Genomic DNA, 14,443 nt, shown 5'->3' on the forward strand with positions numbered 1-14,443 from the left:
CCAACTGAGCCCAACGGTCGCTGACCGGGCGTCGGCGTCAGCCAGGACGGCTCGGGCAAGTGGCCACAGTGTCTGACGAACGACGTGCAGGACGGGTCGACGCAGGCTGGACGCAGCAGCCCGGTCGCGGGCCCTTGATCGGGGGAGCAGGTTGGGAGCAGCAGGGTGCGCTGAACGGCCCTGAACCGCACCGAACGGCAGATGGTCGCACCCAACTGCACCCAACCCTGCCTGCGGCTTCGCGTTTTCGCAGGTCAGAGTCGGTGCGGTCTCCTGTATCACACGGAGTGCTCCGCGGGTTTGAGCAACCGTCGACGGCGCTCTATGTGTCCTGGTGGGGGAGTATGCGCAGGTCACGGCGGTAAGGGCTGGTGGATGACCTAGCCTTGCAAGTGGGAGCAGACTGGGTGCAGCTTGGCGAAGTGGTCAGCGTGCCCGAAGTGCTCACCGGGCCGGGACCGAGCAGAGGGCTTTGACCTGCGGTGATGTGGTAGCGCGGTCCGGCATGGCCCCCGGAAAGACCGAAGTGGTCAGCGTTGGCTGCTCCCCGCCTGGCTGTCGCGGCTTGTCGTCCTGGGCCCGCTGGCGCCAAGTCAGCGGGGCCGTACTCCATCGACGTGCGGCTCTGGATTCACCATCGCGGAGCCGGTCGGGATTCCGGCAGCTGAGACTCGAATCCCACTGGAAACCCTCTGACCAGGCATTCCTGTTCGGTGTCCTCTGCGGCGAACCCGAAGCGTCTGCGGTCCGGCATCGAGGGCCGATGGGCTGATCATTTGCGCTTATATTCGCCCGTGTGAAGTCGACGGGTTGGCGTAGATGGCTGCGGCGGGGGACACGGGTTGACGCATCGCTGCGCCAGGTCGGCGCGGTGGTCGACGAGGCGGTGGAGCTGTCACGAGCTGGCCGTTTCGACGATGCGGTGAAGACGGGTCGCCGGGCTGTGGAGATGTCGTATGGCTTGACAGCGCGGGACCGTGGCGCTGCTCTGCCAACTCTCGTCGTGGCATGCATCAACCTGTCCTCCTACTTGTCGGACGCTGGTCGCCCGGCGGAAGGGCTGGAGTGTGCCGAGGAGGCGGTCCGGCTGGCCCGGGAGCTTTACACCATCGACCGCCGCCACGAGGAGCAGCTCGCTGAGGCCCTTGGGGCACTCGCCAGGCGACTTGTGGGTTCCGGCCGGGCGTCGGCGGCGCTGGCTGCCGGTCGTGAGGCGTTGGCGTTGATGGATGCATGCCCTGAGGTCCTGATGTGCCGGCTCCTCGAGCCCTACGCGATGGCGTTGGCGGCGACTGGGCACCAGGTGGAGGCGTTGCAAGTCAGCGACCGCGCTCTGCAGTTGCTGCGCGGGCTGGCTGAGGGCCAACCGGTCGGCTCGGAGATGCACGACGCCCTGGGCAGGGTCTTGAGCCTGCACGCGAGCCGGCTGTACGAGGCAGGGCGGTGGAAGGAGGCGGTCGAAGTTGGCGCCGAGACTGTCACGCATTTCCGTGACTCGGTGAAGTGCAGCCGGCCACGGCATCTCGTCTACATGGTGATTGCCCTGAAGAACCAGGCGGTTTGCCTGGCGGGAGTACGACGATCGACGGAGGCTTTGGCGGCGGCCGCGGAGGCGGTCGAACTGAGCCGTGAGCTTGTCGCAGCCCAGCCCGAGGTGCATCGTCCGTTGCTCGCGTCGTGCCTGGATACGTACGGCGGGCGGCTCAGCGATATGGGCCGGCATTCGGAGGCCGTGGCCGCGACCGACGAGGCGGTGAAGCTGTATCGCGAACTGGCCGCTGTCGATCGGGAGGCCTACCTGTCGAGGCTGGCCGAGGCGGTGGGCAACCTTGGAGCCGTCATCGAGGAGCGACAGGCCAGTCTCGCGTTGACGATAGAGGCAGTGCAGCTGCGTCGGGAGCTCGTTGCTGACAACCGGGCCGGGCACCTGCGGGACCTGGCGCTGTCGCTGTCGAACCTGGCCAACGGACTGTCCAAGTCCGGCCGGCTCGACGAGGCCCTGGCCGTTGGCGAAGAGACCCTCGAACTGCAGCGTGAGGTCGCGGCGGTCAACCGGCCGGCAATTCTGGCGCGACACGCAGAGATGCTGAGGCGGCAGGCGGTACGGCTGAACGACGCAGGCCGCACGGCCGAGGCGCTGGCGCTGGGCGAGGAGGCGATCACAGCCGCTCGCGAGGCCGTCGCCCGTAACCGGGCCGCCAATCTCAAGATCTTGTCGTACGCGCTGGAGGATCAGGCGGCGCGGCTCGAGCAACTGCCCCGTCGCGGTTCAGGACATGCAAGGCCGCCCCGGGCCACGCCAAACTTCAGCAGGCGGAAGGCACGCCAGGCAAAGGCCATGGCCCGGGAGGCACAGGAGCTTTGGGCGGAATACCAACAAGAAGATCTCGTCTCCGGCTGAGTGACGGCACCAAGTACGCCGTCTGACTGTTGCCGGGCGAGCGAGTCGGGCGGATCCGCTGGTTCCTCGACGAAGCCGTCGATGGCGGCTACCGCCGGGAAGACATTGCCGCGGCCTGCGTTCACCTTGCCCGCGTGGGTCGCTTACGCCAGGTGGCCGAGGTTCGCTGGTACCTGATGACCGGGCATCCGAATATGACCTATCCACGCGTAGACGCCCGGACAGCGTCGTTCGGTGCGGACCGGGCGTCTCAGCGCACACGCTGCCCGTTGCGGCCGACGTCCGGTCCTGTTGAGGCCTGCTCGTCAGGCGCCGAAGCCTCCGCACAGGTAATACAGGCTCAGGGCTAGTCCTAATGCCCAGCCGGTCACGAGGCCAGCCCATGATCCGTGGCCGAGTCGTCCGGACAGCGCGACACAGCAGCCCAGCAACACCAGTTGCGCGATGCCGTATATGACGACGCCGAGGAGCAGCGCCGCTAGTCTCCCGCCGGCATCGAGGTCCGCGTTCGGGCCCCCACCAGCGGCGATAGCCGATGCGGCCGTGACCCCAGCGGCCAATGCCTGCCCAGCGAAGGCGATGACTGCTCCGGCAACAGTCGCTCTGGTGATCGTCACCGCCGCAGCGTGGCACACGTCGACCGCTGGCGGTTCAGAGGACCGACGCCGTACATGATGTTGATCGCCTACCGCGGTTAGTTACGACGGTCCCTGGCTCTGACGGGCCTACTCGCGCGGCGTTGCAGGATGCGGGCGAGCCAGGGCAGACGGGCGGTGACGCGTTCCTTACGCGGGTCGGTAGCCCGGATAGAATCACTGGCGTGACGACGAGCGCCGGCTCCAAGGATGGCCGTGCGCCGCAGCAGGAGCACCGGATACGGGAACATCCGGCGGGCCCGCGATGGCTGCTCCTCGGCGACGTCGGCTTCGACAGCGTCTATGAGGACGATGTGCCGCTGGCGGCGTGCGCGGAGATAGAAGGACTGTTCGTCGACCTGCCTCAGCGACCGCGGGAACGGTTTACCCTCATTGGCTGCGCTCCGGACGGCGCGTTCGCCGACCTGCTCAACCGGCTGCCCGCCGAGGCCCTCGGCACCGAACGGGCCTGGCTCGGTGACGTCGCGATAACGGCGCCCGCGCCATCGCAGGGCATGTCGCCGTCCTGGTCGGGCGAGTACCTCGGTGACGTGATCGTGCTCGGACAGCGGCCAAGCCGGGTGGGGCCCGGATCCGTGGATATCGACCTCGACGGGTTCGTCCATGTCTACGACCGCACGGATGCCGTGGTGCGTCCCGCCAACGTCGCCCATTTCGTCCTCCTGGGTGGGGACGAGACGCCGTACGGCACATGCCGCGACGTCAGTGGCGTGTTCCGCGAGCAGGCCTCACCGCTGGTGCCGCAGGTCCGGCTTCTCGGCTGCCGGCCGGAGGCGCCCTTGCTGGCCGCGCTCGACGCGGTCGGGCAGTCGACCAAGGCCAGCGTGCGTCGCCGTCGCATCCGCGCTGAGGTGCACACGATCGCGGCCGACGGCTCGGCCCATCGGGTGATCGACGCTGTGGTGTCCGGAACGGTTGAGTCAGGCGAGCCGTGGCGGTTCGGGGGCGAGCTCCTCGACGTGACCGTCGACAGCGACCCACAGGAACCGCTGCCCACGGCAGTCCTCGACATCCTCACGCACTGGCACCACGGGCCGCCCGCCCGGAGAAACATGTGGTCCGGCTACGGCCGGGAGTTGCGGCACCAGTGGGCCATGGTCGCGGCCGCCCACCAGTCCGTTGCGCAGGACCGACCGACCGGTACCACGTACGACCTCGACGGCCGCTTCGTCACCGACGTCGAAGGGTTCTACTGCGCGATCGGCGAGGCGATCAACGGCCCGGGCGGATACTTCGGCTGCAACCCCGACGCCTTCGACGACTGCCTCCGCGGAAGGTTCGGCGCGAGGACACCGTTCCGGCTGGCATGGCACGACTCGACCGTCGCTCGTGACCACCTCGTCGCCGGCTACGATGGGCGACGACTCGCACCGGCGGCGACCATGGAGTACCTGCTCGGCATCTTCGCGGAACACGACGTCGAGATCGACCTGCGTTGAGCCGGACCGTCGCTGCTGCGCTGTAAAGCGGTCTGGGACTCGCGGATTCGGTGTGGTCGTCGCAGCGACCGGGCCGCAGCTCGTGGAGAGTCGGCTGACAGATGCCCTCCCGGAGCGGATTGGGAGCTGCTCGACGCGGTGACGCCGAGGCAGCAACCCGCATCGCAGATGGTGGTTTGGTGCAGCACATCCGGCAGCCACGCCGGTGTCGGTCTGGGCGGCGGCACCCGGTGTTTGCCGGTCATACGCCGGTGACGTCGTGCCGAGATTGGGGAGCGGGGTGGGAGCAGAAGGGTGCACTGAACGGCGTTCAACAGCATCCAACGGCAGTGAACGGGATCCAACTGCACCCACCCCGACCTAGACGTTCTCGTTTCCGCAGGTCAGAGTCGGTGCAGCGTCCTGCTTCAACCGGAGTGCTCCGCGGTTTCGAGCAGCAGTCGACGGCCCTCTATCTTCCTTGGCGGGCAAGTATGCGCAGGTCACAGCGGTAAGGGGCGGCTGGTTAGCCGGGCCTTGCAGGTGGGAGCAGATTGGGCGCAGGTTGGCGAAGTGGTCACCGCGTCCGAAGAGCTCACCGAGCCCGGGCCAAGCGAAAGGCTCTGACCTGCGGAGATCCGGGGGAGAGGTCTGGTGTGACCTCCCAGAGAAGACCGAAGTGGTCAGCGTTGGCTGCTTCCCGCCGGGCTGCCGCGGCTTGTCGTTCTGGGCCCGCTGACGCCAAGTCAGCGGGGCCGTCCTCCATCGACGTGCGGCTCTAGATCCGCCACGGCGGAGTCGGTCGGGATTCCGGCAGCTGAGACTCGAATCCCACCAGGATCCCTCTGACCAGGGCCTCCTGGGCGGTGACCTCTTCGGGGCGTCCGAAGGTGTCAACCATGATGTTCCCCGATTGCCGGTCGGACGGCGTCCGCTCATGCCGATGAGAGAATGTGAAATCGCGCGGTGTCGTCTGATGCGCTCCCGCCTGCAGACCAGTGACGAGGGCGACGGTTATCTGCGGCGCGGCGTTAGGCTGCGGCGGTGCGCCCTGTCCTGATCGCCGACGTCGCTCTCCCTCCGGTGGGATGGATCAGCGAAGTCGCTGGAGTCGGGTGGATGGTCACTCACCCGACGGAGTCGTCGGCGACCATTCTGGATGCCGACTTTCGCGTCGCCACGCGATGCGATGTGCCACTGCAAGCGCAGAGGTTCATGGCTAGTGTCAACCAGCGGCACCTGGCGGCAGTGACCCTCGACGAACTCGTGGTGTGTGACCGGCTCGGCCAGGTGCTCTGGCACCGCGAACATACGATCTCGTGCGCCGGGCTGCCTTGCGCGCCGAACTGCCACCTCGACGCCCAAGGGGTTCTGTGGGTATACCTGCCAGCCGGGGACGAGTTGGTCGCTTACGACGCGGCGACCGGTGCGGAGCTTGACCGCGCGCGGCTGGATTCCTCGGTGGGCGCGGCCTACTTCTTCCCTCACCCGGACGGAAAACGGCTCGGGCTGCACGTCGCCATGGGACAGGACACTCCGCTGAGTCACCTGGCCTGGCTCGCCGACGGACGGATCCAGGGCCGCAATCTTCCCGGCCCGTTCCTTAACGGCTTCACCTCCACCGGCGATCGTTACCTGGCACTACCTCACAGCGACGTACCGGAGATCGCCATCCGTGACGTGTCCACCGGCGCGATCGTCGTCGCCTGCGGCTCCACGGAACTCCCGGGCTACAACGGCGACAGGAGGAGTTCCGGGTCGGCGATACCCCGGGAGAAGGTTGATCGGCGACGGTGGCCGCGCCACCTCCGGCGCCGGTCAGGCGGTGGTCCGTACCGCCGCCGTGATCTCGACCTCGAGCACCGCCCCGGGCAGGAAGAGCCGGTTGACCTCGACGGTCGTGCTGGCCGGGGGGATGCTGGCTGGGTCGGCGGGGAGTAGTCGGCGGCGTACCGCGCCGTAGGCGGGCAGGTCGTCTAGGTTGGTCATGAAGGTGCGGATGTGCAGGATGCCGGCGAGGGTCGCGCCGTGGGCGGCGAGGATCCCGGTGATGAGTTCGAAGATCCGCTCTGCCTGGGCGGCGGCGTTACCGGGCGCGACCACCTCGCCGTGGTCGTCGACGGCGACCTGTCCGGCGAGCATGAGCAGAGCGCCGCCGTTGAGATCCAGCCGAGCGACGTGGGCGAACCGGTCGCCGAACGGCGCGGACACGGTCTGCGGGTTGTTCAGAGTCAGGTTCATTGGGTCTCCAGGTTGATCAGAGTTGCCAGGTCCGCCCGCTGGTCGGTGGCGTCGTGCAGAAGGCGGGTCGCGGCGGCCAGTACCGGGGTGGTCGGTGCCGCGCGGCGGGCGAGGTCAGCGTCCTTGCCGGCCAGCGCGATCGCGAACGAGGCCCTACTCTTGGTCGCCCGGGCGATGACGCCGCTCAGTACCCCTGTGCGGAGGGCGTCGAGCGTCGCCGCCCGGTCGATGCCGAGTGCCTCGGCGACGGTCAGGGTGTCGTGCAGTGCGCCGAACGCGGTGAGCAGCGCGGTGTTGGTTACCAGTTTCAGGGCGGATCCGGTGCCCACCGGGCCGCACCGGCGGATTGTGCCGAGCGACCGCAGCACGGGCTCGGCTCGGTCGACGACGGCGGGGGGTCCACCGGCGAAGATCGTCAAGGCGCCGGCGTCGGCCGTGTCGACACTGCCGCCGACCGGGGCGTCAAGAAGGGCGACTGATTCGGGCAGCCGGGCGGCAGCGGCGCGTACCTGGTCCGGCCCGATCGTCGACATCTGCACCACGATCGCCCCAGGCCGTAGGGCGGCCACTGGGATGTTGACGTCGCCGGTTCCGAAGAGGGTGGCCTCGACCGCCGCGGCGTCGGTGAGGATGGTGATCACCAGGTTGGCCCTGGCCACGGCCGAGGTCGGTGTGGCGGCGATCCCGGCACCCACCTCGGCCAGCGCGGCGGCCCGGGCGGTGGTGCGGTTCCAGACCGTGACTCGGTGGCCGGTGGCCAGGAGCCGGCGGGTGATGGCCGCACCCATGTGTCCGGTGCCGAGCACCGCGATCTCTGTCATGGTCGCCACGCTAGGGTGCCAAAAATGATGCGACCAGCGAATGTTCAGCATCAGTGCGATGCGTATCTAGCATGGCAGGATGGAGACCCAGCTTCTCGAGGTGTTCCAGACGGTGGCGCGTTACCGCTCGATCACCGCCGCCGCCCGCCAACTACGCTTCACTCAGTCGGCGGTCTCGCGGCAGATCGCGGCACTCGAAGCGGCGGTCGGGGTACGGGTTTTCGACCGACTACCGCGCGGCGTGGTCCTCACCGAAGAGGGGCGCACCCTGCTGCCGCACGCGGAGGCGGTGCTCGCCCGGCTCACCGCTGCCCAGCGCGACCTCGACGAGCTACGCGGTCTTGGTACTGGCAGGCTGCGGGTCGGCGCGTTCCCGACCGCCGTCGCCGCGCTGGTGCCCCGGGCCCTGGCAGCGTTCCGCGCTACGTATCCGCAGGTGGCGCTGTCGCTAGTCGAGGGCATGACCCCTACCCTGCTCGACCGCCTCGTCACCGGGGACGCCGACATCGCGGTAGTGAGTTCGTCGCCGACCGGTCCTATCGACTCCGACCGCTTCGACCTGCACCATCTGCTCGACGAGCGACTGCTGGTGGCGGTCGCCCGCGGACACCGGCTGGCCGATCGGGGCACGGTACGGCTGGCCGACCTCGCCGACGACCCGTTCGTCGTCGGCTCGGCGACGGCCGAGGAGACGCTGCTGCGGGCCAGCCTGCCCACCGGCTTTTCCCCAAAGATCGACATCGTGGCTGCGGAGTGGATCGGCAAGCTCGGCTGCGTCGCGGCCGGACTCGGCGTCGCGCTCGTCCCCGCCCTGGCCGTACAGGGCACGCCGGCCGACATCGCAATGCTGCGCCTGCACCGCGACGACGAGTCCGTCCGTCAGGTCTTCGCTGCCACCGTCGCCGGTCGGTCCCGACCCCCAGCCGTCACCCGGCTCCTCGCCCACCTCGACGAGGCGGCCGGCGGCTTCGAGGAACGAGGCTGACCCGTCGCCCCGTCCAGGCCGTAGCGCTCGATGACCACGCCGAGCGAGGGCTGAGGGCCTGCGCGGCTTCCGGATCTGCCGAATTGAGTGCGCGTCGCGGTCGTGATCGCGTGGGTACGGACTCCTGTGTCGTCAACAACTGGCCGCCGAGTGCCGGCGGAATTCCTCGCGGGTCATGGCTTGGGGCTGTGCGAACGGCGTCGGTGCCGCCCACACCTCGCCGTCGGAGAGCGAGCGCAGGTCGCCGAGTGTGAACTCGACCACGGCATCGTTGCCGGCGGTCTTGTCAGTGGTGTCTGCCCAGACGCTGTACGTGCGGTCCACCGCGAAGGCTGTCAGCAAGCTGCCCGGCTTCGTCGTCTGCAATTCCCAGCCCGGCGGGGTCTCCAGGAGCCGAATTTTAGTGATCGGGTGGTCCGCGCGAGGGGTAACGTCGGCGACGCCCCAATCGTTCCCGAGCGCAGGGCTGGTGGCCGACGCGGACGTGGTCATGGTCTCAACTACCGAGATCCCGGATACGCGTGTTCCACTGCATGGGTGGACCCCACCAGGGGGCCGGTTCTGCGCAGCACCCATGGTTGGCGGATGGACCGGCACGCCGCCACCCGCTGGCTCAAGCATCTCGCCCACACGGCGGGGATCCGGATGCCGAGGATGCACTGCGCCACACGTTCGTGACCATGCTCGACGCAGGCGTCAGCCTCCGCGGCGTGCAGATCGCCGCCCACGTCGGGCGGCGAACACTCGCGAACGCCACGCGGCCGTGCACGCCCTGCGAGCCGAAGGACTGTCGATCAGCGCGACCGCCCGCCGGCTCGACATGAACGTCAGAACCGCCCGCAAATACGCCCACGCCGCCACCGCCGAGGCGTTGATCGGGCCGAACGCCGCCAGCCGACCCAGCGTCCTGGCCCCGTTCCACTCCCACCTACGGGAACGCCTCACCGACGGCGTCCACCAGACAGCCGCGCTGCACGCTGAGATCATGGTCCGCGGCTATCAAGGCAGCCTGCGGGTACTGCGGGACTGGCTCGCCATCAACCGCACCCGACCCGCCCCGGCGACCACTGCCCGGGTGCCGTCGGCCCGGCGGATCACCGCCTGGATCATGCGACCCGGCCACAAACTCACCGACGACGACCGCGCTGATCTCGCCGACGCCCGCAGCCGCTGCCCGGACCTCGACACCGTCGCCGGCCTCGCCCGCGGGTTCGCCGCGCTGGTCCGCCATCAATGCACCGGGCAGCACCTCGACGCCTGGATCCACCGCGCCCGCCACGCCGGATACCCCGAGATCCGCGGCTTCGCCGCCGGCCTGGCCAGCGACCGTGACGCCGTCGTCGCCGGCCTCGCCCAGCCCTGAAGCTCAGGCCCGGTCGAGGGCCACGTCAACCGCATCAAGACGATCAAGCGACAGATGTATGGCCGAGCGAACCTCGACCTCCTCCGCAAACGCGTCCTGACCACCCCGTGAGCCATCGGCAAGATCAATCACAAAATCTGCGCCAGAGCCAAGGTTGAGCCGGCGTTGACAGCCGGTGGTGACGCACGGTCATGAGGGTGTCCGCCAGACTCGGGAGCAATCGCACCTGCGCTCGTCCAACGGCTTACCCCTCGGATGCCAGCTCCGCCACGGACGGCGGGGTGGCAGCATGCGGGCCTGCCGAGAAGGGGGCCCGGTCTTGGTAGCTTGTGCGAGTGGTGGCGGCATTGGAGTGGATTGAGGGATTCTCGGACGATGTGCAGCGCCGCGATGTTCCGACTGTGGAGGAGTTGGACCGCGTCTTGGACGAGCTGACGGCCAGGGCACGGCAGGCTGGAATCCCGTTCAACGTCTCGCTAACGCACGTGGATGCCACGGTGATGGTGATCGTTCTTGGCGCTGATGTTGCCTATGTGGAGTGGATCCGCCTGCAGCCATGGTGCTGCCTCGGGTGCGGGAGGGAAGCGTCCACCTCCCTGCACGACGACGAGCTTCTGGTGTTTGCCGGTAACGGCCAGTACAGCGAGCTGCCAAGGCGGATGTGGATCGACGTACCGCGAGCGCGGGAAGCGGTGCGTCACTACTACATGATGCGCGAGCTGAGTCCCCTCGTGGCCTGGACGGTCATCTAGAGCGGGCCAACGAGATTTTGAAGGCCGCGTCGGCTTTCTTCGCCTCGGAACTCGACCTGACCCGGGGACGGTCGTAGCGCTGATTGGGCCCATTCCCCAGCGGTGCGAAGATGATGATGGACGACGTCGAGCTCCCGGTGTCACGACGAGCAGGCGGTCAGAGTCGGTAGAAGGAGTAGCTGTAGGGGCGGCCTCGGTCGTGGATGGCACGCAATCCTGGCTGCCTGACCTCGGGCAGTCGGGCCAGAACGCGGAGGAAGATCTGGCCTTCCGGCTCGAATCGGTGACCCGGGAGCAGGGCCGGCAGGGCTCCGGCGGAATCGGGACTGACCGCCCAATCGGCTTCGGGGCTCCGTGAAGTGCGAGGTGTCGCCAGGCGTCCCAGGCCAGCGGGACGGGCTTCACCGGCGTGGCCACCGGCCAGTGCTCACCGGTCCGCGGATGTTCCGGGATGAGAGCGAAGTGGCGCGCGGTTGGGCGGCGGCTGTCCAGCGTGGGTCGGCGGCGATACCGCGGCGGACCCCGCAGGGCTGGGGGCGCGCTGGTGCAGCCGCCAGCCGATGGTGGGCAGCCGCAGTCGATGGGACGGCGTTTAGTTCGCGGGAAGCAACCGTCCTGTCTCCGTGCCCTGGGTGTCGAGGAGCACCAGGATCTGACCGTCGAAACCTGCTCGTCGGGCCGTCACGAGCCATCCTCCGACCGACACACTGTCGGCGCAAAACACCAGGGTGGTTCCTCTTACGGTCGTGAGTAGTGTGCCGCTGGCAGCGGTGATCCACCGACCGCTTTCGTCGTTGCAGCCGTCGGATCCGCGCCATTCACCATCGGCCGTGAACCTGACGTATGCGGCCTTGTGTCCCGTCAGGGGTACCCAGCGGCCGGCCAGGCGGTGTCGGTCCACCGGAACTAGCTTCGCCGGTAGGGCGACCGCTGGTGTCAGGGCCCGGCGGGCCTCGTCGGTGATCACCGGCGGTTCCAGTAGGTCGTCGGCCTTGTCGGGCTCGGGGGTCGGTGTCGCCCCGGGGATCAGCCGGGCGACCGGTTGCGCTCGTGCGTCCAGGAGCACGGGTCGTCCTGCGCCGTCGAACTGGTAGGCGGTGACGCGGCGCAGCCATTCGGGGGTTTCTTGACTGGCCTTCGCGCAGCCGGGGATGCCTTCGACCGCGGTGGTGGTAGCCGTGAAGATGTCCGCGAGGAAGGTGCCGTCGCTGCTGGCCCGCCAGGATCCGCCCAGAGTGCCGCAGCGGCTGCCGATCAGGTCCAGATCACGGTCCGCGAGGCGCAGGATCGTGCCCGCGCCGGGGTCGGCAACGTCGGCGATCGTCCAGGAACCGATCAGTGATGCCGGGGTCAACGGCGCCACAGGCCCGCTAGTTCCCGAGATCGGCTGCGGATCCGCGCGCTCCGGGTGGCTCTGCCTGCTGCATCCGGCGAGCAGCACACCCATCACGACCAGCGTCGCGAGGTAACCCTGTCGTACCACCTCGGCTCCTCCGGTCGGGCTCTGGCCAGGCTCTGGGTCTCGTGTAGCGAGTTACCGAATCGCCTGCTCCTGTTTAACGGCCGGGAGGGACGTCGGGTGCGCCCGGAGTTCGCGAAAGCCCGATACGCCAACGGCGACGCCGCGCACCTGCTCGACGTCGCCCGCGCCCACCTGCATGCCGGGGACGTGGGCAACGCGGCTCGCATGCCGACCGAGGCCGAGCGCACCGCACCGGCCGATATCACGCACCGGCCTGGCGCCCGGGACATCCTCGCCGAGGTTGCCCGCGACCCGCGCGCCCCGACCACGATCGCCAAGCTCGCTGCCACGCTCGGGGTGGGCTGAGCAGCGTTCCACGCCGTAGCGCACAGCAACCGAGCCAGCCGAACCGGGCCGCACAGTGCGTCAGCAGGCCCGCTGATCTCGTAACGAGCCCGATCCGACCGGCTCGTCGAGAGCCGCCCTTGGTGGTAGGCCACGTTGCCGGCGTGCCGGGGCAGGGTGAGGCAGTCATCGCGAGCGATCGGCGTCGTGCGGTAGTGCACGTGCGCCGAGCTGGTGCGTACCGCCGGGCCAGTCCGCACGGGCGACGGGGTCTTGCCGTACCGATACGCCGCCCGGCTCCGGCGGAAACGGGTGGAATTTGCTCGGCCACTGTCAAGGTCCGTACGGATGAACCCGGCGTGCCGGTCCGCTCGTGCCCGCCCTCCTCCGTCCGGTGCGAAGACCGTGACTGCTGGTGGCGGCATCAATCGCTCGAAGCGGGTCGTGACCGGCGCGATTCGGGCCGACGGCAATCGGCATAACCCCATAAAAGCGGGCATGGCTCCGAGGTTGTCCTTCTGCGGGGGATGCACGTTCGGGTCTTGTCGGCACCGTGCTGACCTGGTACGAATGCTCAACCAAGAACTGAGGTTCATGTATATGAACCGACCCGGTCGCATCGGAGGATCACATGATTCAGCAGAACCCGAGGCCGGGAGTAGGCCTGACCGCCGCGTCGCTCTCCCGTAGGGGCATGCTGCGTGGTGCGCTCGCAGCGGGTCTCGCCGTTCCCTCCGTACCCTTGCTCGCCGCCTGTGGCGGCGCGTCGCAACCGAAGACCAACGACACTCCCGGCACCCTGTCGATGACCGCCTGGGAGGCGTACCCCGAGCAGATCAGGACGCTACTCGGCGCGTTCAAGGACCAGTCCGGTGTGGCGGTGGACCTTTCCCTCATCCCGAACGTCGGCTACGGGCCGGCTCTGCAGACCCGACTCCAGGGCGGCCAGGCGATCGACGTCTTCTACAACTTCGCCTACGCCTCGACCAAGTACGTCGACGCGGGCTGGGCCGCCACCCTGAACAAGTTGCCCGGTGTCGAGGAACTCATCGACGACATGTTCCCGGCGTCGGCGGCCCGGCATCGTCTGGCCGACGGTCGCATCATCAGCGTCCCGTACTTCTCGGCCGTGCACTCGTTGATGTACAACCAGAGCCAACTCCGCAAGAACGGCATCAGCGCTCCTCCGGCCACCAAGGAGGAGGTGTACGAGCAGTGCAAGAAGCTCAAGGCCGCCGGGGTGCCCAGCCCGTACGCCGCGTACTGGACGAAGCAGTTCCTGGAGGAGTACCTCCTCGTCTACCTGCTGGCCGACGGGATCACCCCCTTCGACGGCAAGGGTGCGCCGGCGTTCGCCGACGACCCCAGGACGCTGGAGGTCATGGAGTGGTGGAAGTCGATGTATCAAGAGGGTCTGACCTCGAAGGAGGTCCTGACCGCCGACCCCGGGGCGCATGTCACCGCGATGGCGCAGGGCAACTCCACCTTCTTCGAACTGCACCACTACTTCCTGCAGATCGTCCGGACCGCCGCCGGGCCTGAGTCGAAGAACGTCACGATCCAGTACCGCAGCCCGGGCACCAGCGGCAAGACTCTCCAGATCGGTGAGGTGATCCAACTCGGCGCGAAGGCCGGCGGTCAGCGCGCCCAGGACGCCTGGAAGCTGCTCAAGTTCTACGGCTGGAAGAACGAGGCCGGGGCGTACTCGACGTTCAGCTCGTGGGCGAAGGCGGCGGCCCTGCTCGGGCCGTACCCGGGCCTGTTCAAGGACAAGGACTTCCTGGCGGCGTTCCCGTCCTACTACGACATGGCCAAGCTGGAGGACTCGTTCGCCAACCAGAGTGACGTGGTGCCGACGCGGGTCACCCCGTGGTACGCCTCGTTCCAGGTCAAGGTCGGCGACCGGATCCAGGCGATGCTGCTCGGCCAGGCCGGGGTCAAGGACACCATCTCCTCTCTCGCGTCGGATGCGAAGAGCCTTGCCGCCGCGGGTCAGTGA

Annotated in this window: 12 protein-coding genes; 7 read left to right on the forward strand and 5 right to left on the reverse strand. The window is 68.4% G+C overall.

Annotated features, from left to right (window positions below):
• Positions 1 to 871: 871 nt before the first annotated feature.
• A complete protein-coding gene (locus tag ACH495_RS27475) occupies positions 872 to 2,401 on the forward strand; it encodes a tetratricopeptide repeat protein (RefSeq protein WP_396860595.1) in 1,530 nt (509 codons plus the stop codon).
• Between the two features lie 305 nt (positions 2,402 to 2,706).
• Here the strand turns inward: ACH495_RS27475 and ACH495_RS27480 are convergent, their stop codons facing one another.
• The gene (locus ACH495_RS27480) at positions 2,707 to 3,018 is read right to left on the reverse strand and encodes a hypothetical protein (RefSeq protein ID WP_396860596.1); all 312 of its coding nucleotides are present in this window, start codon (positions 3,016 to 3,018) and stop codon (positions 2,707 to 2,709) included.
• 203 nt (positions 3,019 to 3,221) lie between these two features.
• Here ACH495_RS27480 and ACH495_RS27485 point away from each other — a divergent pair, with 203 nt between their 5' ends.
• The gene (locus tag ACH495_RS27485) at positions 3,222 to 4,496 is read left to right on the forward strand and encodes a barstar family protein (protein WP_396860597.1); all 1,275 of its coding nucleotides are present in this window, start codon (positions 3,222 to 3,224) and stop codon (positions 4,494 to 4,496) included.
• Positions 4,497 to 6,293: 1,797 nt separating this feature from the next.
• On the opposite strand, the gene ACH495_RS27490 is transcribed toward ACH495_RS27485, so the two are convergent.
• Together ACH495_RS27490 and ACH495_RS27495 are read right to left on the reverse strand one after the other, a co-directional pair.
• Entirely contained in the window at positions 6,294 to 6,716 is a 423-nt protein-coding gene (locus ACH495_RS27490; RefSeq protein ID WP_396860598.1) for a RidA family protein, read from the reverse strand.
• Positions 6,713 to 7,588 (reverse strand): NAD(P)-dependent oxidoreductase, encoded by an 876-nt coding sequence (locus ACH495_RS27495; RefSeq protein ID WP_396860599.1) that lies wholly within the window; start codon positions 7,586 to 7,588, stop codon positions 6,713 to 6,715. The genes ACH495_RS27490 and ACH495_RS27495 overlap by 4 nt, the downstream gene beginning before the upstream one ends.
• A gap of 28 nt (positions 7,589 to 7,616) precedes the next feature.
• Between ACH495_RS27495 and ACH495_RS27500 the strand changes: the two genes are divergently transcribed.
• The gene (locus tag ACH495_RS27500) at positions 7,617 to 8,522 is read left to right on the forward strand and encodes a LysR family transcriptional regulator (RefSeq protein WP_396860600.1); all 906 of its coding nucleotides are present in this window, start codon (positions 7,617 to 7,619) and stop codon (positions 8,520 to 8,522) included.
• A gap of 132 nt (positions 8,523 to 8,654) precedes the next feature.
• On the opposite strand, the gene ACH495_RS27505 is transcribed toward ACH495_RS27500, so the two are convergent.
• The gene (locus tag ACH495_RS27505; protein WP_396860601.1) at positions 8,655 to 9,014 is read right to left on the reverse strand and encodes a hypothetical protein; all 360 of its coding nucleotides are present in this window, start codon (positions 9,012 to 9,014) and stop codon (positions 8,655 to 8,657) included.
• Between the two features lie 271 nt (positions 9,015 to 9,285).
• Here ACH495_RS27505 and ACH495_RS27510 point away from each other — a divergent pair, with 271 nt between their 5' ends.
• Positions 9,286 to 9,885 (forward strand): hypothetical protein, encoded by a 600-nt coding sequence (locus ACH495_RS27510; RefSeq protein ID WP_396860602.1) that lies wholly within the window; start codon positions 9,286 to 9,288, stop codon positions 9,883 to 9,885.
• Positions 9,886 to 10,220: 335 nt separating this feature from the next.
• Positions 10,221 to 10,637: an Imm1 family immunity protein gene (locus ACH495_RS27515; RefSeq protein WP_396860603.1), complete on the forward strand. Its 417-nt coding sequence runs from the start codon at positions 10,221 to 10,223 to the stop codon at positions 10,635 to 10,637.
• A 592-nt stretch (positions 10,638 to 11,229) separates the two neighbouring features.
• Here the strand turns inward: ACH495_RS27515 and ACH495_RS27520 are convergent.
• On the reverse strand, positions 11,230 to 12,084 hold the full coding sequence (locus ACH495_RS27520; protein ID WP_396860604.1) for an META domain-containing protein: 855 nt from the start codon (positions 12,082 to 12,084) through the stop codon (positions 11,230 to 11,232).
• Between the two features lie 132 nt (positions 12,085 to 12,216).
• Here ACH495_RS27520 and ACH495_RS27525 point away from each other — a divergent pair, with 132 nt between their 5' ends.
• The gene (locus tag ACH495_RS27525) at positions 12,217 to 12,465 is read left to right on the forward strand and encodes a hypothetical protein (RefSeq protein WP_396860605.1); all 249 of its coding nucleotides are present in this window, start codon (positions 12,217 to 12,219) and stop codon (positions 12,463 to 12,465) included.
• Positions 12,466 to 13,138: 673 nt separating this feature from the next.
• Positions 13,139 to 14,443, forward strand: coding sequence for an ABC transporter substrate-binding protein (locus ACH495_RS27530; RefSeq protein WP_396860606.1), 1,305 nt, complete (start codon positions 13,139 to 13,141; stop codon positions 14,441 to 14,443).

The organism is Micromonospora sp. NPDC018662 (assembly GCF_044391475.1).
In the GTDB taxonomy this organism is placed as follows: Bacteria; Actinomycetota; Actinomycetes; order Mycobacteriales; family Micromonosporaceae; genus Micromonospora.

What these genes read in the sequence shown, in the direction of transcription:
- ACH495_RS27495 (WP_396860599.1), bottom strand. Translation starts at nt 7,588, where the DNA reads ATGCTGAACATTCGCTGGTCGCATCATTTTTGGCACCCTAGCGTGGCG.
- ACH495_RS27530 (WP_396860606.1), top strand. Translation starts at nt 13,139, where the DNA reads ATGCTGCGTGGTGCGCTCGCAGCGGGTCTCGCCGTTCCCTCCGTACCC.
- ACH495_RS27490 (WP_396860598.1), bottom strand. Translation starts at nt 6,716, where the DNA reads ATGAACCTGACTCTGAACAACCCGCAGACCGTGTCCGCGCCGTTCGGC.
- ACH495_RS27505 (WP_396860601.1), bottom strand. Translation starts at nt 9,014, where the DNA reads ATGACCACGTCCGCGTCGGCCACCAGCCCTGCGCTCGGGAACGATTGG.
- ACH495_RS27500 (WP_396860600.1), top strand. Translation starts at nt 7,617, where the DNA reads ATGGAGACCCAGCTTCTCGAGGTGTTCCAGACGGTGGCGCGTTACCGC.
- ACH495_RS27520 (WP_396860604.1), bottom strand. Translation starts at nt 12,084, where the DNA reads ATGGGTGTGCTGCTCGCCGGATGCAGCAGGCAGAGCCACCCGGAGCGC.